Annotated in this window: 20 protein-coding genes and 1 tRNA gene; 11 read left to right on the top strand and 10 right to left on the bottom strand. The window is 43.6% G+C overall.

What is annotated here, in order from left to right; all coding sequences use genetic code 11:
- Positions 1 to 7 precede the first annotated feature (7 nt).
- Positions 8 to 1879 (top strand): two-component system response regulator, encoded by a 1872-nt coding sequence (locus tag ACSSU7_RS02950; RefSeq protein ID WP_492517245.1) that lies wholly within the window; start codon positions 8 to 10, stop codon positions 1877 to 1879.
- Positions 1880 to 1894: 15 nt separating this feature from the next.
- Here ACSSU7_RS02950 and ACSSU7_RS02945 read toward each other — a convergent pair whose 3' ends face one another.
- Entirely contained in the window at positions 1895 to 3589 is a 1695-nt protein-coding gene (locus tag ACSSU7_RS02945; RefSeq protein WP_492517244.1) for a diguanylate cyclase domain-containing protein, read from the bottom strand.
- Positions 3590 to 3857: 268 nt separating this feature from the next.
- Between ACSSU7_RS02945 and ACSSU7_RS02940 the strand changes: the two genes are divergently transcribed.
- Complete coding sequence (locus tag ACSSU7_RS02940; protein WP_492517243.1) at positions 3858 to 6353, top strand: GspE/PulE family protein; 2496 nt, start codon at positions 3858 to 3860, stop codon at positions 6351 to 6353.
- A gap of 86 nt (positions 6354 to 6439) precedes the next feature.
- Here ACSSU7_RS02940 and ACSSU7_RS02935 read toward each other — a convergent pair.
- The 3 genes from ACSSU7_RS02935 to ACSSU7_RS02925 all read right to left on the bottom strand — a co-directional run bounded on the left by ACSSU7_RS02935 (position 6440) and on the right by ACSSU7_RS02925 (position 7901).
- Positions 6440 to 6515: transfer RNA gene (locus tag ACSSU7_RS02935), tRNA-Lys, on the bottom strand.
- A 131-nt stretch (positions 6516 to 6646) separates the two neighbouring features.
- Positions 6647 to 7063, bottom strand: coding sequence for a hypothetical protein (locus tag ACSSU7_RS02930; protein ID WP_492517242.1), 417 nt, complete (start codon positions 7061 to 7063; stop codon positions 6647 to 6649).
- A 10-nt stretch (positions 7064 to 7073) separates the two neighbouring features.
- Positions 7074 to 7901 carry a class I SAM-dependent methyltransferase gene (locus tag ACSSU7_RS02925; protein WP_492517241.1) on the bottom strand — a complete coding sequence of 276 codons (828 nt, stop codon included), beginning with the start codon at positions 7899 to 7901 and terminating at the stop codon, positions 7074 to 7076.
- 135 nt (positions 7902 to 8036) lie between these two features.
- Here ACSSU7_RS02925 and ACSSU7_RS02920 point away from each other — a divergent pair, with 135 nt between their 5' ends.
- The 8 genes from ACSSU7_RS02920 to ACSSU7_RS02885 all read left to right on the top strand — a co-directional run bounded on the left by ACSSU7_RS02920 (position 8037) and on the right by ACSSU7_RS02885 (position 15281).
- Positions 8037 to 8414, top strand: a complete 378-nt coding sequence (locus tag ACSSU7_RS02920) for a hypothetical protein (protein ID WP_492517240.1) — start codon at positions 8037 to 8039, stop codon at positions 8412 to 8414.
- 55 nt (positions 8415 to 8469) lie between these two features.
- Entirely contained in the window at positions 8470 to 8991 is a 522-nt protein-coding gene (locus tag ACSSU7_RS02915; protein WP_492517239.1) for an RNA polymerase sigma factor, read from the top strand.
- Entirely contained in the window at positions 8988 to 9404 is a 417-nt protein-coding gene (locus ACSSU7_RS02910; protein ID WP_492517238.1) for a hypothetical protein, read from the top strand. The genes ACSSU7_RS02915 and ACSSU7_RS02910 overlap by 4 nt, the downstream gene beginning before the upstream one ends.
- Positions 9394 to 9648 carry a hypothetical protein gene (locus ACSSU7_RS02905; protein WP_492517237.1) on the top strand — a complete coding sequence of 85 codons (255 nt, stop codon included), beginning with the start codon at positions 9394 to 9396 and terminating at the stop codon, positions 9646 to 9648. Before ACSSU7_RS02910 ends, ACSSU7_RS02905 begins: the two co-directional genes overlap by 11 nt.
- Positions 9645 to 10127, top strand: a complete 483-nt coding sequence (locus ACSSU7_RS02900) for a DUF3106 domain-containing protein (RefSeq protein ID WP_492517236.1) — start codon at positions 9645 to 9647, stop codon at positions 10125 to 10127. Before ACSSU7_RS02905 ends, ACSSU7_RS02900 begins: the two co-directional genes overlap by 4 nt.
- 217 nt (positions 10128 to 10344) lie before the next feature.
- Positions 10345 to 11286 carry a ribosome biogenesis GTPase YlqF gene (gene ylqF, locus ACSSU7_RS02895; RefSeq protein WP_492517235.1) on the top strand — a complete coding sequence of 314 codons (942 nt, stop codon included), beginning with the start codon at positions 10345 to 10347 and terminating at the stop codon, positions 11284 to 11286.
- 9 nt (positions 11287 to 11295) lie between these two features.
- Positions 11296 to 13314, top strand: coding sequence for a UvrD-helicase domain-containing protein (locus ACSSU7_RS02890; protein ID WP_492517234.1), 2019 nt, complete (start codon positions 11296 to 11298; stop codon positions 13312 to 13314).
- Between the two features lie 59 nt (positions 13315 to 13373).
- Positions 13374 to 15281: an ATP-binding cassette domain-containing protein gene (locus ACSSU7_RS02885; protein WP_492517233.1), complete on the top strand. Its 1908-nt coding sequence runs from the start codon at positions 13374 to 13376 to the stop codon at positions 15279 to 15281.
- Between the two features lie 191 nt (positions 15282 to 15472).
- Here the strand turns inward: ACSSU7_RS02885 and ACSSU7_RS02880 are convergent, their stop codons facing one another.
- The 3 genes from ACSSU7_RS02880 to ACSSU7_RS02870 are packed head-to-tail and all read right to left on the bottom strand — an operon-like array spanning position 15473 to position 21197.
- Positions 15473 to 17011 carry a sulfatase-like hydrolase/transferase gene (locus ACSSU7_RS02880; RefSeq protein ID WP_492517232.1) on the bottom strand — a complete coding sequence of 513 codons (1539 nt, stop codon included), beginning with the start codon at positions 17009 to 17011 and terminating at the stop codon, positions 15473 to 15475.
- A gap of 9 nt (positions 17012 to 17020) precedes the next feature.
- A complete protein-coding gene (locus ACSSU7_RS02875) occupies positions 17021 to 19591 on the bottom strand; it encodes a glycosyltransferase (protein WP_492517231.1) in 2571 nt (856 codons plus the stop codon).
- A gap of 22 nt (positions 19592 to 19613) precedes the next feature.
- Positions 19614 to 21197 carry a glycoside hydrolase family 17 protein gene (locus tag ACSSU7_RS02870; RefSeq protein WP_492517230.1) on the bottom strand — a complete coding sequence of 528 codons (1584 nt, stop codon included), beginning with the start codon at positions 21195 to 21197 and terminating at the stop codon, positions 19614 to 19616.
- Positions 21198 to 21373: 176 nt separating this feature from the next.
- On the opposite strand from ACSSU7_RS02870, the gene ACSSU7_RS02865 reads away from it, so the two are divergent.
- Positions 21374 to 21841 (top strand): hypothetical protein, encoded by a 468-nt coding sequence (locus ACSSU7_RS02865; RefSeq protein ID WP_492517229.1) that lies wholly within the window; start codon positions 21374 to 21376, stop codon positions 21839 to 21841.
- Between the two features lie 110 nt (positions 21842 to 21951).
- Here ACSSU7_RS02865 and ACSSU7_RS02860 read toward each other — a convergent pair whose 3' ends face one another.
- From ACSSU7_RS02860 to ACSSU7_RS02850, 3 genes are read right to left on the bottom strand one after another with little or no spacing between them, the layout of a single operon-like run.
- Entirely contained in the window at positions 21952 to 22737 is a 786-nt protein-coding gene (locus ACSSU7_RS02860; RefSeq protein WP_492517228.1) for a ChbG/HpnK family deacetylase, read from the bottom strand.
- Positions 22734 to 23129 (bottom strand): GtrA family protein, encoded by a 396-nt coding sequence (locus tag ACSSU7_RS02855; protein WP_492517227.1) that lies wholly within the window; start codon positions 23127 to 23129, stop codon positions 22734 to 22736. The genes ACSSU7_RS02860 and ACSSU7_RS02855 overlap by 4 nt, the downstream gene beginning before the upstream one ends.
- Positions 23129 to 24103 carry a glycosyltransferase family 2 protein gene (locus ACSSU7_RS02850; RefSeq protein ID WP_492517226.1) on the bottom strand — a complete coding sequence of 325 codons (975 nt, stop codon included), beginning with the start codon at positions 24101 to 24103 and terminating at the stop codon, positions 23129 to 23131. The genes ACSSU7_RS02855 and ACSSU7_RS02850 overlap by 1 nt, the downstream gene beginning before the upstream one ends.
- Between the last annotated feature and the right edge of the window lie 3 nt (positions 24104 to 24106).

Here is a 24106-nt window from a genome sequence, read left to right as displayed (position 1 = left end):
GAAGTTTATGACACATATTCTGATTGTAGATGACAAGGAGGATAACCTTTATTACCTACAGGCGCTGCTCACTGGTAATGGTTACCTCGTTGAGCTCGCGCACCACGGCGCTGAGGCGCTAGTCAAAGCACGTCAGAAACCACCACAGCTAATCGTCTCTGATCTGCTCATGCCTGTCATGGATGGCTACACCCTACTACGTCACTGGAAAGGTGATGCTAAGCTTAAAAAAATCCCGTTCATTGTTTACACCGCAACCTATACAGAGCCTGAAGATGAAAAGCTGGCTCTCAGTCTTGGTGCAGATGCTTTTATCCTTAAACCATCCGAGCCTGAAGACTTTTTGGCCAAGTTTGTTGAAGTACTAGCTAAAGGCGTTGCAGCCACTCCTAACACCTCCAGTACGACGAATAACGACCATAGCGATACGCTCCAAGATTACAGCGTGATACTCATCCGTAAGCTAGAAGAGAAAACGCTGCAACTAGAAGAAGCCAACCAGATATTGCAGCAAGACATTGCCAGAAGAAAAGAAGCCGAAGATAAAATCCAACATTTGGCCTACTATGATTTATTAACCAACTTACCCAACAGGCTGCTTCTGATTGATCGCCTACAACATACTTTAGCCATGAGTGCTAGGCATCACAACCATGGCGCTTTACTCTTTATCGACCTAGACCATTTTAAAACGCTAAACGATACCAAAGGCCATAGTGTAGGCGACTTGTTACTGGTAGAAGTTGCTAGGCGATTACAAACCTGCATGCGTGAAGGCGATACGTTAGCTAGGTTAGGTGGCGATGAGTTTGTGGTCATATTACAAGACCTCAGTGAGGATTCATCGCAAGCCGCGGTGCAAGCAGAAACAGTTTGTGCCAAAATAATTTCTACAATTAACCTGCCCTACTACTTAGATAGTTATCTATATCACAGCTCGACCAGTGTTGGCGTGTGCCTATTTCACAATCAAGAATTTACGGTAGATGAGGTACTGAAAAGAGCTGATATAGCCATGTATCAGGCAAAAAATGCCGGGCGTAACACCCAGCGTTTTTATGACCCCACAATGCAAGCAGTGTTAGAAGCGCGCGCAGCCCTAGAGAGTGACTTGCGATTAGCAATCAAAAGGAATCAATTTAGGCTTTACTATCAGATGCAAGTTGACCACTCCGGCAATGTGCATGGTGCGGAGGCGCTCATTCGCTGGCAGCATCCTCAAAAAGGCTTAGTACCTCCGTTGCAATTTATTCCACTCACAGAAGAAACAGGCCTGATTATTCCAATTGGGCACTGGGTAATGGAAACAGCATGTGCGCAAATTAAACGTTGGGAAAGTGATCCTGCAACTCAAGATTTGCAAGTTGCCGTTAATGTGAGCGCATGCCAATTTCATGACCCAAGTTTCGTTGATCGTGTGATTGAAATGCTGAGCCGTCACCAAATAAAATCTGGCAAACTCAAGCTAGAGCTTACTGAAAGCCTAGTACTGGATAATGTAGAAGAAGCTATAGTGAAGATGCAGGCACTCAAAACCTTTGGTGTACGTTTTTCTATGGATGATTTTGGCACCGGATTTTCATCCCTGTCTTATTTAACCAAGCTACCGTTGGATCAGCTAAAAATTGATCAGTCTTTTATACGGAATATGTGTATGAATAATAGAGATGCCGTGGTCGTGCAAACCATTATCGGCATGGCCAACAATCTGGGCATTGAAGTGATTGCAGAAGGTGTCGAATTAGAAACCCAGCGCAAGTTCTTAGAGCAGAATAAATGCAATCTGTGTCAAGGTTACTTGTTTAGCCAGCCACTACCTGCTGACGCGTTTGAAACCAAGCTAAAGCAGATACATGCGGCATATTTAACACAGCCTTAACACATGACATAGGTTTTAATGGATGACAGCTGAGTTGCTAGGCGCACGTAACTGTTTATTCAAAGACTCAACTTCATAAACAACGCAGCGTGCGCGCCCCGCTCTTTTTGCTTCATAAAGTGCAATATCCGCTTTTTCCAGCAGCACAGCAGCGTTATCTGCATGGCTAGGAAACAAGCTAACGCCTATGCTAGCCCCCACACTCACCTGCGCACCTGATGCTAGTGTCACAGGGGACTCAATCGTTGCAATCAACTCTTCTGCGACATTTAGCGCATCTATGCTGGAGTCGATCGACCCAATCACCACCACAAACTCATCGCCACCTAAACGTGCCACGGTATCGACATCACGCATGCGTGAACGCATACGTTTAGCAACCTCAATCAACACCTCATCACCTACAGCATGACCATACTCGTCATTAATAGGCTTAAATCGGTCTAAATCTAAAAACAACACTGCACATATTTTGTGATCACGTTTTGCAATGGAAATACTGTGATTTAAACGTGTATACAATAATGAGCGGTTAGGCAAATCAGTCAAGCTGTCATGCTGCGACAAATGCTCCATATAAGTTTCCACATGCTGCATACGGCTGACATCCAGGCAAATATAGATAAGCTGAAATGGTTCTCCGTCAGTTTTGCGAATAGTACTGACCGCTAACCACTCACGATAAATGTCACCGCCCTTGCGTCTTTTCCATACTTCACCCTGCCAAGCTCCGGTCACCTTTAGAGCCAGCTCCATTTGGTGCAATGTATCTTTGTTTTTGTCTTCAACATACAAAAAATCAATGGGGTGGCCTATCAAATCTTCCGCACCATACTCGGAAATCAAGTTAAACGCGGGATTCGTGACTAGAATCTTTCGCTCCAAATCAGTAACTGCAATCCCTTCTTGCGTATTTTGAAAAATGGCTGAGGCTAAATGCAACTGCTCTTCTTGTTTTTTCCTGGCGGTGATATCACGCGCAACGCCCATCACCGCGGGCCTATCTCCATAGGCAGCCACATTGGCACGAAGCTCAATCCACACATAATGCCCATCACGATGCTGAAACTGCACTTCGTAATTGCTTATGGGCTTGGATGTGCCGGCGATGCGTTGTTCAAAACGCTCAGTCCAAACAGACAAATACTCTGGTGCCACTACTTTATAAAAAGGAGAGTTAATAAACTCTGTTGCGCTATACCCAAGCAATTTTGGAAACGCTGGATTACAAAATACAAACTTATAATCTTGTGCAATAAAAATACCATCATCCAAAGCCGTGAGTAAAAGATTATGTGTGGCATTCACCTTACTCAATTTGGCATCTAATCTCGTTCTAGATCGCTTCATCAATGCATACAAATAGCATGCAAAAATATTAATACTGACGAAAATAATTAAGGCGGCATAAGTCACATAGTTTTGCTTAATGACCGTAAACTGTTCCGGTACAAAAAACCACCATGCACAAGCAGCGGACAAAAAGGTGGCAACAACGCCTTCTTTGAGGGTGCCTAAATAGATGCAAAAGAAAACAGATGGCCAATATAAAAACCATGAGGATGGGTAAATGCTGCCCCATAGCGACCACTGCACTGTGGTAGCAAGCAAGGGAATGCCTAGCGCAATCAAGGCGCTCCGTGCGGGCTTGATACTCAACAGCTGATACACGCTATTAAGCCATGAAAATTTATCTTTATTTGTAACCATATGGATTATTTTAAATGGCAAAAATAAATGCTAAATGAAAAGCAATTAAGCTATTACGTACCAAGCGTAATAAGTGAGCTGAACGATACGCTATAATTAGTCATTGAAAAAGTGCAAAGTCTACACAACCAATACTAATTTTCTATCAGCACATCAAAACAACTGTTATTTTGACGAGTGACGTAAAATATTGCATTTGGACTTTACTCACATTTCATAATATAGTCTATGGGTAGAATAATATCTAACTAAAAGTTAAGAACAATACATGGAAAATGTAAATTTAAATACAGCATATAACGGCAACAGCCTTGAATGGCCGGAGCCGCCTTACTTTAAATTTGCAACTAGTACTGGAAAATCACCAAAAGAGACCTGCTTTGTTCATTTGAGCGATGGACAAGAGTTGGCTGGTTACCTGATTAGATTCTCACCAACAGAGTCCCGTATTTTATTTCAGCCAGTGACGGGCAATAGTAGCGAAATTATTAGCTTTAGCCAAATTAGAGATCTGCAGTTACTGAAGCCGATCAATTTAGTTCGAGAACAGAGCTTTCTTGAAGCTCGTGCTCAAGATGTGTTTGAATTGTCGGATAAGCAACCCTATAAACTGGTATTTACAAATGACATAACAAAGACTGGTGAAACTTTTGGTTCTGTAAACACTGATGCTGGCTTGTATATTTACCCACTTACCGGCAATGAAAAAGTAGAGCGGCATTTCATCCCACACCACGCAATTAAAAGCTACAAAACTGGTATGCACATTGGTGAAATATTAATCAATGAGAATCTTGCAACAGCAACTGAAGTTGAAAGCGCTTTACAATACCAACAGGAATTACGCACCAAACGAATTGGTGACTACTTAAATGAAAACCAGATTCTGTCAGCCGAGCAACTCAGGCAAGCAATCATCCATCAAGAGCAACGACCAGTACTCAGACTGGGTGAAGCGCTCATACAGCTTAACCTACTCACCGAAGAGCAGCTAGCAGAAGCATTAGCTAAACAAAAGCTGAATCGCTCATTAAAACTTGGTGAGATTATCATTGACATGGGAATTGTTGATGACAACACGCTAAAAAGCACACTCTCCAAAAAGTTGGGGATTCCCTTTGTCAATTTGAGCAAATTCAACTTTGACCTAAATGCAATCAAATTAGTCAATAAGCAGCTCGCAAGAAAGTTAATGCTGATGCCATTGTGCATCCATGATGGCATGCTGGTCGCTGCCATTGAAGATCCAATGGATTCAAAAGCAATTGATGAGCTACGTTTTGTAACACAGATGAAAGTGCTGTCAGTCATGGCATCACGTGCAGATATTTTATCCGCAATAGAAAGCAATTATGGATCGGGTGACTATTACGGTACAGATGATTTAAGCAACTCCCACGATCAGTTCGATGGTTCAATTGAATTCAATTTAAATGATAGCATTTCATCCGACTCCGGCATTAATGCACTGGCAAGCAAACTATTCAGTGAAGAAAAGTCGCATAACGTAGAAGTGGCCTCAGAGCCGATCGGGGAATCTGACAATACGTTAGTACAACTTGTAAACAAGATGATTCTAGACGCATTCAAAGACGGCGTATCCGACATTCACATTGAAACTTACCCTGGTAAGAAAAATACGCAAGTACGCTTCCGTAAAGATGGGTCACTTATGCCATATCTTGAAATTCCTGCAAACTTCCGTAATGCCTTGATATCACGTATAAAAATTATGGCGCAACTAGATATTTCTGAACGCCGCAAGCCTCAAGATGGTAAATTAGATTTTCAGCAATATGGCCCAGCAAAAATTGAACTAAGGGTTGCAACAATACCTACATCTAATAACCTTGAAGATATTGTGATGCGCTTACTTGCCGCGTCAAAACCATTGCCAATGGAAAAACTGGGCTTAAATCCAGACGCTTATAACACAATTAAGAATTTATCCGAACGCCCGTATGGTTTAATTCTAGTATGTGGCCCCACAGGCTCAGGGAAAACCACAACACTGCATTCGCTTCTAGGGCATATCAACACTCCCGAACGTAAAATATGGACGGCAGAAGATCCTATCGAGATTTCACAAACTGGCTTAAGGCAGGTTCAGGTAAATCCAAAAATAGGACTTACTTTTGCAGCGGCAATGAGAAGCTTTCTTCGTGCTGACCCAGATGTCATTATGGTTGGGGAAATGCGAGATGAAGAAACAACAAGAATTGGAATTGAAGCATCTTTAACAGGCCATCTAGTGCTATCGACATTACACACGAACAGCGCCCCTGAAAGTATAGTGCGTATGTTAGATCTTGGAATGGATCCGTTTAACTTTGCTGATGCCTTGCTTGCTATATTGGCACAACGTCTTGCAAAATCGCTCTGCCCAAAATGTAAGGAAGCTTACAATCCTACTGAGAATGAGTTGGAATCTCTCGCGGCAGAGTTTGTTGATAATACTGATGGTGATGCAAACGTCACATTACAAGAATGGAAGCAACAATACACAAAGGACCATAAATTCACCTTGTATAAAGCAAAGGGCTGCAAATCTTGTAACCAGACTGGCTATCGTGGACGAATCGGTTTGTATGAGTTAATGACTGTAACACCCGACATAAAACGGATGATTCAAAAACGCGCACTTGTTAGTGAGATTACACATGAGGCGCTAGCAGGTGGCATGAACACGCTTAAACAAGATGGGATTATCAAAATCTTAAATGGTAATACAGACATCACTCAGGTACGTGCTGTCTGTGCTTAGTTTAAAAGTGTCTATTGCAGCGGGTTAAGCGACACAAGTACAAAATAAAAAAGACCCGCTAGGAGCCTTATATATTTTGTATATTTTGGTAGGAGATGCGAGGATCGAACTCGCGACAAACGGATTAAGAGTCCGCTGCTCTACCAGCTGAGCTAATCTCCCAAATGCAGTTGCTATTATAAACACGGATGTTACTGTTAGACGCTAAAAATTAGGTTTGGCTCATACGCATAACCTTAAACCATCAAACTCAAGCCAAGTGGCTACTGCCTGACGCCTTATTGCCTAAAACCTTATTGAATAACGCAGTCTTCAACCCCGGTGTTACCGCCCTTAAATTCTGGTTCAAAGTAAAACTTATGAAAGCTCCACTGGCCGTTGGCATTCTTTTTCATTTCAGCGATGCCAGTGCCATAGTCTTTAGTGCTTTGGTCTTGTAATGCAAAGTGCATGGCAACATGGTAACCATTGGCTGCTGCATGGCCTAAATAGGTGCCGTAGCCCGGTACTTCTAGCTTGAAATCATAGCTCGCGTAATTATCTTTACTCTGCGCTGGTTTTAATGCCATGGTCACAACCCCAGTATATTTACCCTCGTGTGCGTCATCCCCAGTACAGTTGTAGACTCCACTAAAATCTTGCGCGGCAGTTTGCTCTGCATGAGCACTAAAGCTAACAAAAAACAACAGTATGCAAATAAAGTAATTCATCTTTTAATACTTATTGCTCGGCTAAAAATCTAGACTTCATGGTTTCTAGATTCAGCTCTGTTAAGATATTATTAATCCGTTCTTTCGCATTTTTGCGCGGCTGGCCAGTATATTTAGCAATGATTAACTCATTTTTCATGGAGTGCTCCCAACCTACAAGCTCGGTCACAGTCACACTATAACCAGCGGCTTCCAACTGCAGGCAACGTAGTACGTTGGTAATTTGGCTGCCAAACTCGCGCGTATGAATTGGGTGGCGCCAAATTTCGCTTAATGGTGTTTTACCGAAGCTTTCATTTTTATGCTGCCTTAGCACCTCCGCAACCTCTGCCTGACAACATGGCACTAACACCATATATTTTGCATGTTTTTTTAATGCAAATTGAATCGCATCATCCGTTGCGGTGTTGCAAGCATGTAAAGCGGTCACAATATCCACTTTATTCGGGATAACATTGGACGTAGTCGATTCTTCAACCGTTAAGTGCTCAAAGCGCATACGTGCAAAGCTAAGTTGCGCTGCTAAGTCTTTTGATTTTTCAACCAACTCTGCTCGCGTTTCAATGCCAACTACCTCCCCTGCCACCAGCTGTTTCAGCAATAAGTCATACAAGATAAACCCAAGGTAAGATTTACCCGCCCCATGATCTACCAAAACGGGGTTAGGATTATGTGCCAGCACATCATTGAATAATGGCTCGATAAAATTCACCAAGTGATACACTTGCTTGAGTTTACGGCGACTATCTTGGTTAAGCTTGCCATCACGGGTGAGTATATGTAGCGCTTTAAGTAGCTCAATCGATTGATTAGGCTTTATTTCTGGAATATTTTGCATATTGCTATTTTAATGGAAAATAATATTTTTATCTGACTTGTCGTCAAACAAATCACTACTGCGTTTTGTATACCAAGGGCACTTAAACATTTGTGTTCTGGCAGCAAAACTCAAACAAACCGAGATAAGGACATCATGATGAAAAACATACTCTCAATCACCACTATTTTACTCACAATATTAGCATCAGCATCTGCAACAGCCGACGAGACCACCCACGGCAAAGTGGGCCTAGATGAACGTGGCGATCGTATTGAGCAGCGCTTAGATAACAAAGGTGATCGTATTGAAAATCGCCTAGACAACCGTGACGACGCAGTTGAAAACCACCTAGATGCCAAAGCTGACAAAGCGCGTGAAAATGGCCATCTAAAACGTGCTAATCATTTAGAAAACAAAGGCGACCAAATTAACCAGCGCTTAGATAACCGTGGTGACCGTATTGATAACCACATGGATAGACAAGGCGAGCGTATCAACAACCGCTTAGACAGACGCGCTAAACGCAAATAGACGCAACGAACAACGCATGCATATGGGGCGCGATTTCGATAAACAATATCTGAGTATGAATCATTTTCTTGCAGATATCGAAGGTCGCGCTTTTCGCATGGCACAAATCGCCACTGGCAATCGTGACGATGCGCTGGAAATAGTACAGGACACGATGATGAAGCTAGTGCAAAAGTACAGCCAGCACCCGGCTACGGAATGGAAAGCATTATTCTACAGCATACTGAATACGCGCATTTTAGATTGGCACCGCAGGCAGTCTGTACGCAACCGCTTTAGAAGCTGGCTGAACTGGCATGATGAAGACGAAGAAGTAGAAGACGCGCTAGCCCAGCACCCAGATGACGCAAACCATGCACCGGACGTTAAGCTGCAGGATAGTCAGTTCATGGCGAGCTTAAATATCGCGCTGAGCGCACTCCCGCTACGCCAGCAGCAAGTTTTCTTACTGCGGGTGTGGGAAGGCATGGATATCAATGAAACAGCAGCCATCATGTGCTGTTCGGCTAGTAGTGTTAAAACACACTATGCACGCGCATTAGAAAGATTACGTGAAAAGCTAGAGGATCACCAATGAGCACCGAATCAATAATGGAGCCTACAGAATTAGAGTCCAAAATTAAAACCAGCCTAGATGCTAGCGTCATGGCCTTGGATAAAGATACGCAGCGCGCATTAGCATCCATCCGAGAAAAAACACTAAAAAGGCAGCCTGCACGCCCTTGGCTAAACTTTAACATATGGGGCTCTGCAAGCGCAGTTGCACTTTCTGCTTTGCTAGCAATATTGTTTGTCTCTCCCCCTCACCACCAGGATGAGTCATTGCCACACATAGTAAGCCAACAAAACCTTAACCATGAGCAGCCTGAGCAAATCAACATGCTAGAGCTACTTACCAATTCAGAGGATTTGGAAACGGCAACTGACCCAGATTTTTATGTCTGGATAGATGAGATCTTGGCAACTGAGGGTGTGAATAATGCAGTTTAAATTAGCAGCCCTCGCGTTATTACTGCTCATCAACGTTGGCTACTTAACAAATGCTCTGGCAGCCTCTAATCCACCTTTAGATGTCATAGAACTGCTGGGCGAAATAGACGATGAAAGCATGTTAGCCGCAGCATTAAACGAGCTGGATAAGAAACCGATCAAAAACCAAAAAATAAACAGCACCCAACCCAGCAGCAAACAAAGCGCTGACACAGCCACACCTGCAGGAGGCAACAAAAAATGAATATCACTTTATATTTTCAGCACCGTGTAATGGCATGCACCCTATTGCTTGGGGTCGGCTTGTTTGCAAACTCGGCCATGGCAGAAGGTGTTGCTTGGGAGTCGCTTAGTGAGCAGCAACAGCAGACGCTAAGCGCCGTCAAAGATCACTGGGATGAGTTACCTCCGCAACGTCAGGAAAGGCTGAGCAAAGGTGCAGATAAGTGGGCAAACATGCCACCTGAACAAAGGGAACGTGCTCAGGAAAATATCACTCGCTTTAAGAACCTATCCCCGGAAGATAAAGCGCGGGTGAAAGAACACATACAAAAATTTAGACAACTACCCCCAGAGCAACGTAGCGCGTTGCGCGAGCGCTGGAAAAAGATGTCACCAGAGCAAAAAGAAGCGTTTAAAAACCGCATCAGGAACATGAGCCCAGAACAGCGTAAGGAATTGCGAGAGAAAATTAAAGCAAGAAAAATGGAACAAGCACAATAAGCAGATACTTACATAAATATTCCACGGAGAGTCACAGATAAAAACTTGAATTGAAGCCGTCAATGCTAAAATAACGGAATTCGTGTAAAGCAATTTTTGTTTCACCATTGCGAGACAGCAATGGCCAAAAGCCAAAGAAACCATGCTTTAGACACTACACTTTTATGTCAGCCACGCAGCAAGCAACATAGTCAGAATTATTGAGGGAATAAAATACATGGCAATTCAATGGTACCCGGGTCACATGACCCAAGCGCGTAAAAAAGCCGAAGAGACCATGGAGTTCACCGACATGGTGATTGAGGTGTTAGATGCGCGCGTACCCGCAGCCAGCCATAACCCAATGATTGATGAAATGCGCTTGTTCCGCCAACGCCCACAGCTTAAGATTTTAAATAAGGCAGACTTAGCAGACCCAGCGGCCACGCAAGCCTGGTTAAACTATTTTAACGCACAGCCTAATACCAAAGCCGTCGCACTTTCCTGTAAAAAAGCGGGCGATGCCAAAAAAATTCCAGCACTCTGTAAAAAAATCACACCGCATCGTGGCACCCATTTAAAACCATTGCGCATGTTGATTATGGGCATCCCTAACGTAGGGAAATCCACGCTCATGAACGCCCTGCTCAATCGCCGTGTAGCAAAAGTAGGTGATGAGCCTGCCGTGACCAAAAACCAGCAACGTTTTGATTTAGACGACACCATGAGCATTACCGACACCCCGGGCATGATGTGGCCTAGAATTGCTTACGAGTCTGATGGCTACATGCTGGCTGCCAGCCATGCAATTGGTAGAAATGCGGTGATTGATGAAGATGTGGCTACATTTCTGGCTGACAACTTATTAAAAAACTACCCTGCCTTGGTGAACGCTCGCTACAAGCTAGACGCGATGAAACTTGACGTAACACAAATGGATGGCGTTGACTTACTTGAGGCGATTGCAAAGCGTAGATCTTACAAACGCCATGATGGCCTTTGGGATATGGAAAAAACAGCCGTTGCATTTTTAACTGATTATCGTAGCGGCGCCATTGGCCGCGTCAGTTTAGAAACACCCTCATCCAGAGCTGAAATGATGTCCAGCTCACAAACCAACCCAACTAACAACCCAGAGCAAGTCGCAGAAACAGACGACTCAACCAACTCCGCACAATAGCAATCTGCAATGTTAAACACGATGAATGCGCCTCAACGTGAGGCGGTAAAGTATTTAGACGGCCCTCTCCTGGTACTTGCGGGTGCGGGCAGTGGTAAAACACGCGTGATTACGCAAAAAATCAGTTACTTGATTAATGAGGCTGGTTACGCGCCCAAAGAAATTGCAGCGATTACTTTTACCAACAAAGCGGCGTTAGAGATGCAAGAGCGTGTTGGCAAGCTGATGCAAGGCACCAACATCAAAGGCTTAACCATTGCCACGTTTCACTCATTAGGCTTGCAAATGCTGCGGGCTGAGGCAACCTTGCTTGGCTATAAACCACAGTTCTCAATTTTAGACTCTTCCGATAGCTTTAAAATCTTAGCAGATGTGCTGGCCACCACAGATAAGCAGTTGCTACGCAAAACACAATGGCAGATTTCTAGCTGGAAAAACGCATTTATTAACCCGGATCAAGCCAAAGCACAGGCAGATGAAGAACTGACCCATGCTGCTGCTAGGGTGTATCAGATTTATCAACAAACTTTAAAAGCGTATCAGGCAGTAGATTTTGATGACTTAATCAAATTACCCGTTGAGTTGTTTGAACAGCATGAAGATGCGCTAAATAAATGGCAACGTAAGCTGCAATATCTATTAATTGATGAATACCAAGATACCAACGCTTGCCAGTATAAGCTGGTAAAAATGCTCACAGGTTTACGTGGGCAATTTACCGCAGTGGGTGATGACGACCAAGCCATTTACGGCTGGCGCGGTGCCGACGTTGAAAACCTGCGCCAACTGACCACAGACTTCAGCAAGCTTAAAGTGATTAAGCTTGAGCAAAATTACCGCTCTACCGTACGCATTTTACGTGCGGCAAACCAAGTCATTTCAAATAATCCTAAGTTATTTGAGAAGAAACTTTGGAGTGAGTTAGGCACAGGTGATTTAATTCAAATCACAGCAGCCATGAGCGAAGAGCATGAGGCTGAAAGCGTGGTCATGAAGCTGCAAGCACATAAGTTTGAGCATCGCACTTACTACAAAGACTACGCAATACTTTATCGCGGCAATCATCAAGCTCGTATACTTGAGCAACACCTACGCAACCATAAAATCCCCTACACAGTATCCGGCGGGCAATCTTTCTTTGACAAAGCAGAAATCAAAGATCTCATCAGCTATTTAAGATTAATTGCCAATGAAGATGACGACCCTGCATTTATTCGTGCCGCAACCACCCCTAAAAAAGGGATTGGTAACACCACGCTTGAGCGCTTAGGTGAGTACGCCAGTGCACATAAAATTTCATTGTTTGCAGCAGCGTTTGAAGGCGGGTTCCAAAATGAGATTGGCAATAAGCAATTAGAGGACTTACTCAACTTTTGCCAGTACATCAATAAACTGCAAGCGCGTGCAGTAAGAGACCCTGCCAGTGAAGTGCTGAATGACTTATTGGCATCCATACATTACGAGGCATTTTTATATGAGTCTGAAGAGCCGCGCGCCGCAGAGGTAAAGTGGGCAAACGTGCTAGACTTCACGGGCTGGCTGTCTAAAAAAGGTGAGCCTAGCACTGAGTACGGCAATGAAAAAGAAGGCAAAAATCTGCTAGAACTTACGCAGATGGTATCGCTCATGAGCATGCTCGAGGGGCGCGAAAATGGCGAACCCGATGCGGTGAAACTATCAACGCTACATGCCTCTAAAGGCCTAGAGTTTGGTCATGTGTTTTTGATTGGCGCGGAAGAAGGTATCTTGCCGCACCGCGAATCAATTGATAATGACAAGATTGAAGAAGAACGTCGCCTGATGTATGTGGGCATTACCCGTGCACAAAAATCGCTCAATATTTCATGGTGTAAAAAACGCAAGCGTGCAGGCGAAATGGAAATGTGCGAACCCAGCCGCTTTATTGCCGAAATTCCAAAAGATGATGTGCGTCACTTTGGTAACCCATTTAACAAAGACCCAGAAGCCAGCAAAGATTTTGGTAAATCAAAAATGGCAAATATTAAAGCCATGCTGAACAAGCAGTAACACTTTGTATCTCATCTACAAGCATTTAAAATACTTAAGTAAAAATTTGAAAGTCACTCATGCCATACATTACCCTCGATAACGCCTGCCTCGCTTTTGGTCATCATGCCCTGCTCGACCATGCTGCATTTCAGCTAGATGCGGGTGAACGTGTTGGTTTAATCGGACGCAATGGCGCAGGAAAATCCAGCTTATTAAAAGCCATTGCAGGCACCATTAAACTAGACGACGGCACAGTATGGCGTGCACCTAATGCACGCGTGGTATATGTACCGCAAGAGCCGGAACTGGTGGCAACACATACCGTGTTTGAAGCAGTTGCAGAAGGCTTGGGTAACCTGCAGCAGATACTAGTTGATTACCATCAGGTCACCCATGACATGGGCATGCCAGATGCGGACATTGAAGCACTGATGACAAAAATGCAGGCACTACAACATGATTTAGATGCACAAAATGGCTGGGCAGCACAATCACGTGTAGAGGCTGTGCTTAGCCGCTTAAACTTAGATGCAGATGCGCTCATCAGCACACTGTCTGGCGGCTGGCGTAAACGCGTAGCACTGGGTCGCGCACTGGTGGCAGAGCCTGAAGTGCTGTTACTTGATGAGCCGACCAACCATTTGGATTTAAGCGCCATTGAATGGCTAGAAGATTTACTACTAGGCTTCAATGGAAGCGTGCTATTTATTACCCATGACAGACGCTTTCTGGACAAGCTCGCGACGCGTATCACTGAGCTGGACCGTGGCAAACTCACAGACTTTATTGGCAACTTTACCGCCTACCAAGTTAAAAAAGAGGAACTACTGGCTGTTGAAGAAACCCATGCCGCTAAGTTTGACAAGATACTAGCACAAGAGGAAGTTTGGATCCGTCAAGGTATTAAAGCGCGCCGCACACGTAATGAAGGCCGCGTGCGCAGACTGGAAGCACTGAGGTTAGAACGCGCCGCACGTCGCGAACGCCAAGGCAATGTAAAACTGAACGTCGATGTAGGCGAACGTAGTGGCAAACTGATTGCTGAACTTGAGAACGTCAGCAAGGCCTATGGCGATAAAGTACTGATTAAAGATTTCAGCACACGTATTTTACGTGGCGATAAAATTGGCTTGCTAGGCCCGAACGGTATCGGCAAAACTACCCTACTTAAACTAATTCTGGCAGACATTGAGCCAGATAGTGGCAGCATTGAGCGCGGCAGCAAACAAAGTGTCGCCTATTTTGACCAAATGCGCGAGCAGCTCAATGAAGAAGCCACCTTGGCAGATACCATTAGCCCAGGCTCTGATTTTGTACAAATCGGTGAAGAGCGTAAACACGTAATTAGCTATCTGGAAGACTTTTTGTTCCCACCACAACGCTCACGCTCACCAGTTAAATCACTCTCAGGTGGCGAGCGTAATCGCCTGCTGTTAGCACGTCTATTTGCGCGCCCTGCCAATATACTGGTACTAGATGAACCGACCAATGACCTGGATATCGACACATTAGAACTATTGGAAAATCTACTACAAGACTTTAATGGTACATTGTTCTTAGTAAGCCATGACCGTGCATTTTTAGAAAACACAGTGACACAAGTGATTGCATTTGAAGGCAATGGCATTTTGACCGAGTTTGGCGGTGGCTATGATGATTGGCAACGCTTCAGTACCAAACGTGAGGCAGATAAAGCCGCGCAAGCTAAAGCGCAGGCCAGCAAGCCTGTAACCAAAGAGGCTGCACCTAAAACCCCAGCTAACAAACTTAGCTTTAAAGAACAAAAAGAGCTCGAGGAAATACCCGCGTTGATTGAAGCGTTAGAGGCTGAACAAAGCAGTATTAACACAACGCTGGCTGACCCTAACATCTATGTGCAAGAGCCTGACAAGGTCAAAACACTGCAAGCGCGATTAACTGCAATTGATACGGAGCTTGAAGCTAAGATGACGCGTTGGGAAGCATTAGATAAGCGCAACGCTTAATCACACTAAGCGTTTAACGTAAAAAAACCAGCTAAATCTTAGCTGGTTTTTTTACGTTAATTAATACGCATTTCACTTACGTATGTAATTCACTTGTATTTATTTCACTGTGCGTATAGCAGTTTGTTTATAAGTACGTAGCTACCTTAACGGTAAGCATCAGTGTATAAACTACTGCCAACCGCTAAAAGTTATAATTTAGCCTTATGTTTCCAAAGGTCTAGATACAGATCCGATTGATTGAGCAGATCTTCATTCATTTCCTCATAGTTTAGCAACAAAGACAAGTCTGCCTCTTTAGATAAAGCGGTATAACCTAAACCCAATTTTCCACCCGGTACTTTAAAACCAATAAAGTCTAAAATGGTTGGAAACATGTCAAAAGGCAATATCTGATTGCGGTTTTTCTCAAAATGATCGTTTGAAATAAATTGATTATAAATATAGCGCTCTTTAATTAAATCCAACTTCTCACTCACTGGGTTTTCCATCGCTAAATGGTCACCAAGAATAACGACATTAGTATCTTTTAAGTAGCCACTTTTTTGCATAAACTTAACAAAACTGGCTACCTGGTTAGAAGTACACTCCACAATTCCTTCAAACGTTTTGCTGCCTACAGACTTACAATATTTAGAAAAATGCCCATCTGGGCCGTGCGTATCAATAGTCGTAATCGTTAGGTTAAATGGCTGCTTACTTTTATGCAGTTCTATTAATTTAGCCTTAGCAGACGCAAACAAATCATCATCATACAAGCCCCAAAAATTCAATTGCGCATCGGTAAGCTTGCCTTTTAACTCATCACGACCATACACTTCATCATAGTGATGGTCCTTAAAAAACATGCCTTTACCTGCAAAGCCAAGTGCATCACCACCTAGATAAACATTGTGATAACCGGCATCATGCAAAATGTCGCCCAAGCAAACAGCGTTGGGTAAAAAGCTTTTAATTTTTTCCCCTTGGTCATTACCATCATACAAACTAACACTTTTTAGCGGCACAGCGCATTGTGTTGCGGTAATACCGGCAATCGTCCACCATGTACCGGGTGCTTTTCTATAATCAGTAAAACTTACCCCTTTTAAGCGGTCTAGACTACTGAGCAGGTTCTTACCAAACAGCTTAGGTTCTTTATAACTATTCTCTAAACTCTCCACATAAATTAACACCAAGTTTTTAGGTTGTATGGTTTCAACCTTTACCTCAGCGGGGTTCAGATAATGTTCAGCAAAATAATCTTTACCAAACAAGTTATGCAGAAAAATGGTGACAGAAAACTGCACCCCAAAATATACCGTTGCAGCAGTTAATGCGTATAAAGGAGCTCTGTGCCCAATAAACCAATAAAACACTTTTAAGAAGTGAATGTTGGCAAGTCTGGCAGGCTTGGTTAGCCAGTGTGACGAGCCATGCGTGAGAAATAGCGCGATTGAGTACTCAATCAACACCAATAGTAACGAGATAAAGATAGGTAATACAACACACCAAATGACAAAGCTCTTAATAATCGCGGCGTCAGTATCAACCAATCCGCCCATGCCAAATTGCGCATGATAGAGCAACTGCTCCAGTGAAGGCTCGCCAAAATTATCAGCCACCCACAATGCAACAGCGATTAAAAAGAATGCGCATAAGTAGGTTAAAAATCTAATCACGCCGCGTACAACATGGCGGCTGCGATGATGCGCATTCGTTTTATGTGGCTCTTGTGTACTAGTATTCATCAAATGATATTAACCGTTTTCTCTTTTACTGATAATTTGGCAGGCAACCGCACTTAAATAAGGTAATGATTGCAAGCTCAGCATCGCTACCCAGATTTGAGCATCGCTATTACCAACGCCACGTGTCGCTAGCATAGCAATACTGCTCAGGGTTAACGCAGTCAGCAAAAACAGTTCTTCTTGAATTGGTGCAATCCAATCATACCAGTTGGATTTTTTAAGTCCCTTGCCTTTTGCGGTCACTTTAAACACACCATCCTTTTTAATGATGCCGCTGATAATGCCCCTAGCAATCGCATGTGAAAGCCCCAGACTCGCGATTGATGCACCGAAGATGTCAATCCAACGACATGTCATGGTTTTTATATACAACATCGGCCCCATAATCGCTTTAATCACTAAGAAGCAAATAATAGTGGTAATCATCAGAGAAACCGGCAAACTCGCCTCTTCTGGGAACAACAGCATGGCAACTGACCAGGCAATCGAACCTATGGTAAAACCTAATTGCAAAGCCTCACCTAACCAACCGAACCAACCCGTTAAAAAGTGGTAACGCTGCCCAAATGTTAGGGTTGAGTCCCCTAATAGCTTAGGTATGTGGCGTTTTAAAATTTGCATGGCACCAAATGCCCAACGGAATCGTTGTGACTTCAGTGCTTTAAAGTCCGCCGGTGTTAAGCCACGCCCAAAGGTGTCATCGATGTAACGTAACTCATAGCCATCTTCAAGCAAACGTAAGCCCAACTCGGTATCTTCACAGATGCACCACTCAGACCACTTTCCGCTAGCCATCAGCGCCTGATACCTCACCAACGTCATTGTACCGTGCTGAATTAACGCATTACGTTCATGGCGATGGTGCATACCAATACGGAAGAAACCTTCAAACTCCCAGTTACCCATGCTACGGAAGAAACTATGCTCCCAGTCTCTATGTGCTTGCGGTGCTTGTACCACGGCAACTTTTTGCTCAAGGAAATGCGGCACTAAATCAGACAGCCAATCTGGCGTTACCTCATAATCAGCATCCACTACCCCCACTACCTGCGCGTTAGAGTTGGTTTGCTCTAGTGCAAAGTTTAGAGCGCCAGCTTTAAAGCCGGGCCATTGCGGCAAATGGAAGAATTTAAAATTCTCTGGCATTTTTGCCATATAGGCTTCAAGCGGCTTCCATTTAGCTTCATCTTTAGTGTTGTTATCAACAACAATCACCTCAAAATTGGTGTAATTAAGTTTAGCCAAACTTTCGATGGTGGTAATGACCATTTCTGGCGGCTCGTTGTAACATGCCAAATGCACAGAAACAAACAGCTCTTCATCAGCAGGCAGTGGCTTTGCACGCTTAAATGCGCGATTCCAGCCTTTTTTAAACATTACTTCACTAAACTCTACCGCATAAATCATCAATACCGCAGACGTTAGGCCCATCCCTATCAGCAACGCTATCAACACGACAAAATCTTTCATCGTATAGTAGTAATCGCCAGGCAGATTCCAGGCAACCACCAAAGTGGTAATACAAGCCTGGAGTAACACTGCCATCGAGATACGTGCTCGTAAGCCCCAATGCCTGAAGCGATAAGCAATGAAGAATATAGGCAGCAATCCTAACAAGCTTGCCCATAATGCCTTTGCCTTCCAGCGGTCATCCTTAGGTACCGCGCCGTGCAGAGAGTATTTCTCATGGCGCTCAGCATCAAACATACCCCAATAGGCGCCTGCCCAGCCTTCCAGCTCTTTTTTCCAAGGCTGGTCAAATGCTTCCATTAAGTAATAATCGTAATTTTTATGCGCGGTTTTAGCCAAAAACTCCCGGACAAAAAGCGCTTGATTCACTTTAGACGCTACCGCAGCACCTAATGTTGGCCCATTGCTAGGCCAACCAATTTCGGTAATCACGATTTTTTTTCTTGGATATACATCCATTAACTCTTGATATCGCTTAAGTGAGTAATCCACGGCACTTTCTACAGGCACCCCTTCATGATAAGGCAACAGGTGGACCGCAATAAAATCAACGTGTTTTACCAGCTCAGGATTTTTTAACCATACGTGCCAAGGCTCTGCGGTAGAGATTGGCAACTTCGTGGTTTTACGAACGTCTTCTATATAAGCAATCAATTGCTCAGGTGTAAGGTCGTTACGGAGTAAAACCTCATTACCCACGATGGCACGTTCAATTTTGGGGTAAATTTTAATCTTTGCCTTCAGTGCCTCAACTTCACGATAGTTTGCAGAAGCATCACTGCCCAACCATGCACCGGCTGTTACATGAAACCCTAAACTAGAAGCAAGCGCGGTTACTTCACTATTCTCAAGCGCACCATAAATGCGAACACGGTGAGTCAAAGGCTTAAGTAAGCGCAAATCCTTTTCTAACTCAGCAGTACTTGGGTACTCTTTTCGTAACGGACTCTGATTCTCCTGAAATCCACTAAAGGCAAAGCCATTCACAATTTCTGGCGCATTAATTAAAGGTAATGCGCGATTGGAAATATACCAAAGACTAAAGTGAATCGCAGCCACTAGCACTGCAAACAAAAGTGGAATTAAATAGCGTTTAGTTTTTTTAATCATAAGGTTACGCTGAGAGTTTCTATCAAAGTAATGAAGGAGTTGAGGCTTGAGATTTTGGCCATAATGCAGTCACAAATAAGCCACACAGACCAAGCCAATAATAAGCGGATATATTTTCAGTTTCTAAATAAACGCAATACACCACTGTAAGCATTAAAACTGAGCTCAGCACATAGCCAAGCAAACGTGGTGGCCTCACATCTATTTCTAGAAAAGTTGACGAAAATGATAGCAGCAAAATCGGCAAGGCATATAAGCTGATGGAGAAGTCGCGGTATCTACCGTCAACAATTAATAAAACAGTGGCGCTAATTGCCGCGACTGAAAGTATAAGCACACCTGTTTTCAAAACTAGCGCATGATGTTTAGCTGGTTGGCATATGCGCCATACCAAACCAATCACGAGCAACCAGCCAACCAAGGCTAAGCCACCTAAGGCTAACCACTCTGAGATGTTTCGACAAGCACTCGCTAAATATTGCATCTGCAGCCAAGTCGATATACCAAACACAACGCCAGCAGCACACAAACCTAGCTTTACAGTCAATTGACGCGTTTTGAAGAAAAACGCCAAGCCCAGAAACAAGGCAAAGCCCAATGCTCCCGAGAGTGCAATAGCGCCTAAATCATGACGTGGCTGTATATCACCAGTGAACGCAAACTTAGGTGTCAGATCTGTGTCAAAAATACCCCAATAACCACCTACGGTACCTTCAAGTTCACGTTTCCATGGTTGATCAATCGCTTCAATCAAGTTGTATTGCCAAGCATGCTCATGTGCTAGTTGTAAAAAGCCGCGTAAATAACTCGCTTGATTGATTAAGCTTGGCTCAGAACCTTGACGCTGCCTACCAACGGATGGCCATCCGGTTTCACCAATTAAAATAGGTTTTTTAAAGGTGTCTGCTAATAGACTCATCACATTCACTACATGCTGGCTTGCTTCAGTAATTGCCTGCGGATCATCTTCCCAATATGGAAGTATATGCACCGTTACAAAATCTACATTAGCCTCTAATTTCGGGTGTTTTCGCCAGAACTCCCACACATCGGCATAAGTCACAGGGACAATGGTTGAGCGTTGTGCTTTTTCCAAATACGCCTGCATTGCAGCCTCTGATTGCTCACCGCGCAATAAAACCTCATTACCGACAATCAATGCTTTCACAGTCTTCGGATATTTATTCGCAATACTAATTGCCAGATCAAGCTCTTTATCATTGTTTGTCGCTACCCAGCCTATCCAAGCGCCCAAGTAAACCTGCATACCTAATTTAGAGGCGGCCTCAGGCACATAACTAAGCCCCTGAGAAACAGAGTAAATACGCACGCAGTTAAATTGCTTGGAAAGCACTGCAAGATCACGATCAATCTGTGCAGGCTGTATAAAACTATTGGGATTTAGCGGGGTTTGCCCTGAGTGGTAATAAGGTGAGTAAGAAACACACTGCAACTTGCCATCACTAGGCAATTGAGGCTGCACCACATTAACTGCTTGGTTTACTTGCCAAAGCCAGAGCATCAATCCCAATAGCAAAGCAATATTGAAGATACTGAAACGCCAAAGTAACGTAGTAGATAATGCCTTAACTTGGGGAATTTGCATAAAATTTTGATGTATTAAGTCAAATAATCGATTAAAAATTGATTTAGGCGCCCATCATAATGCAAGCACAGAAACAAAACAAAACATTAAGGCATAAAAAATATAAAAAGTAAGTTTCATAGCATACCAGCCTCACGCTACAATAGACCCTTTTAAAATATCCTAAAATACCCATCATGAAACGTGCGATTCTTACTTCTTTATTAATCACCATCAGCACCATTCAGATAGCTGAAGCAAAACCTAATTTTGTTGGTACGAACTACAGTGGCACTTATTTATGTAAAGGCAACAACAGCAAGGTTGGTGACTACCAAGTGCTGGCAAAACTCACGCTAAATCGCGCAGCAAGCAGAGGAAGTATCGGCATTTATGATTTCGCACTAGAAACCGAAAACTCTTTCACGTACAAAGGCAAAGCCGTAGCCAATGCAAACAAGATTGCATTTAATTTAAGCATGTCTGAAGTCAGCTCAGCTGAGTTCAGCACCGGCATTGCCAATATCAGCAAAAACCCGGCTGGTAAACTTACTTACACCAACCATTACTACGAAGTAGATTCTAATGTTGGCACTTATGGAAAAGAAACCTGCGTCATGCAAAAAAACGCACAATCAAACAAAAAACCAATCAAACCGGTTTAAGCCTTTAGCATTCAATATCAACAAACCTTAAATGACAGGTTAACCTGAGTGCTGCACCAAACAATAGCTACTAAACATTAGTAACTAGGCAATGGTAGCACTCATACAAGTTATGGCTCTCGCACAATGTTAACTTCATTAAATATTGTGCCAAAAGCATCACTGTTCAGTACGCTAAATTCATTAACTCTAGCAGGATAAATAGGGTCATTCACATGCCCATCTGCGGTTTCCATGGCTGGATGGCACATCAACACAGACGTACCAACACTTTTCTTAGCTTGTGTCGCCCAATCAATTAAGCGCTTTTTATAATCGTGCACATCACCGCTAAAATTATAAACGCCTAATAGCCCACTACTGCACTTAAAACCCAGTTGCTTAGCCTCTCGCTCCAACGCACTGGCTCCAAGCACTTTAATGATGCGGCCTTTAATGCCACTTTCATGACTGGGCTTGGCAATTCGTATCCAAGGTAATTGCTTGTGGTACCGCCGCTTTAATACCGCCAACAAAACCTCACGAATTTGCGGAAGCTGATGCACATGCTGATGCCCATCAACATAATCAGGCTGCGTGCCTAACACCACTTCAAACTGATTCAGTTGATGTTCAATACTGTTTTGAATCGCAGCTTTTGGCAAGCAGCGCAATAGGCTCAGCAAGGTCAATACGCCGTGTGGATAGCGATATCCAAATAACGTAAAGTCAAGATGCAAGCCAATATGCGCTTTGCCCCTAATGTCTGAAGTAAGCAATTTGGCAGATGATGCCCAATGCGGGCTATTGACCATACAAGACGCCGCGGTCAGCCTGTCATTTTCTATAAGGCGTACTATAGCCGCATCAATGCCTGGGCTTTGTGCAAAATCGTCAGCACAGATAATAAGTTTCATGGCTGCTTACCTTTAAAAGCCCAGTATCGGCTCAAGAAATAAGTTGAACCAGCAACAATCACCATCACTACACCCAGCACCAGCCAAAACGGAATATGCGTAAAGTGGATTGCATTAATCACCAAAAATTGATTCGCAAAGAAGCCGGATACAGCAACTGCAAAAAAGCGTGGAAAAGCATGCAAGTGTGTAGATGACTGTCCAGAAAAGCTTAACTTACGATGCCCAAAATAACTCACAGGGAACGCAAACAGAAAACCTGCTGTGTTTGCATGAATTGCAGTAAGCAAATGGCTAAACTCCAAGCCCACGGCGACAACGTAATGCACACCAGCGGCTAGCGCGCCAATCACGGCAAACCAAGAAATTGAGTGTCGATGCGTTTGTATCATTATTGCTGTGTGATGGCTTGGGGCTTGAGCACTTCAGCCACGATATAAGGTGGGCGCCCTTTAACCTCATCATAAATGCGTGATAGGTACTCACCTAATATACCGATAAATAATAATTGCACCCCAGCAAAAAACATCATGCTGGCAATAATAGTTGGCCAACCGGGCACTGATTCATCAAAAAACATATGATCAACCACTACATACATCCCATAAGTGAAAGACAGCAAAGCAAGCAAAGCCCCTACCGCACTTGCTAAGCGCAATGGCATCACAGAAAAACTGGTGACCCCAGTCCAAGCCAGTTGGATCAGCTTTAATTTTGAAAATGCACTTTCACCATGAGAGCGCGGCAATGGTATAAATGGAATACCAACAGAATGATATCCCACCCATGCATAAATACCCTTCATAAAACGGTTACGCTCAGGCAAAGAAAGCAGTGCATTCACCACTTGCCTATCCATTAAGCGGAAGTCTCCAGCATCGCGAGGAATGTGAATCTGACCACCTAAGCTAATAGCGCGGTAAAAAATACGTGAGCCCCAACGTTTAAATCTTGACTCTACATCACGGTCTTGTCGATACGCGTAGACCATGTCATAACCTTCACGCCATTTTTCTAACATTTTTACTAACAACTCAGATGAATGCTGACCATCGGCATCCATACAAATAACTACATTACCCGTTGCATATTCCAAACCGGCAGTAATAGCATACTCCTTACCAAAATTACGTGAAAAGCGCACCAAGGTTGTTCGTAAGCTTTCAGGCAGGTTACGTACGATATTAGCTGTTTGATCACGACTTCCATCATCAATCACAATGATTTCCCAGTTTTCGCTCAGCAATTTAAGGCGATCCACAATGGTATGGATAGTACTGACAATCGCAGCCTCTTCATTAAAGGCCGGGACAATCACGCTAATGTGCGCTTCGGTACCTACTCGTGGAAAAATGTTTTTATTCATGAC

It is taken from the genome of Methylotenera sp. E1MeOHC1 (genome assembly GCF_058745595.1).
This window is presented reverse-complemented; position numbering and strand designations above follow the sequence as displayed.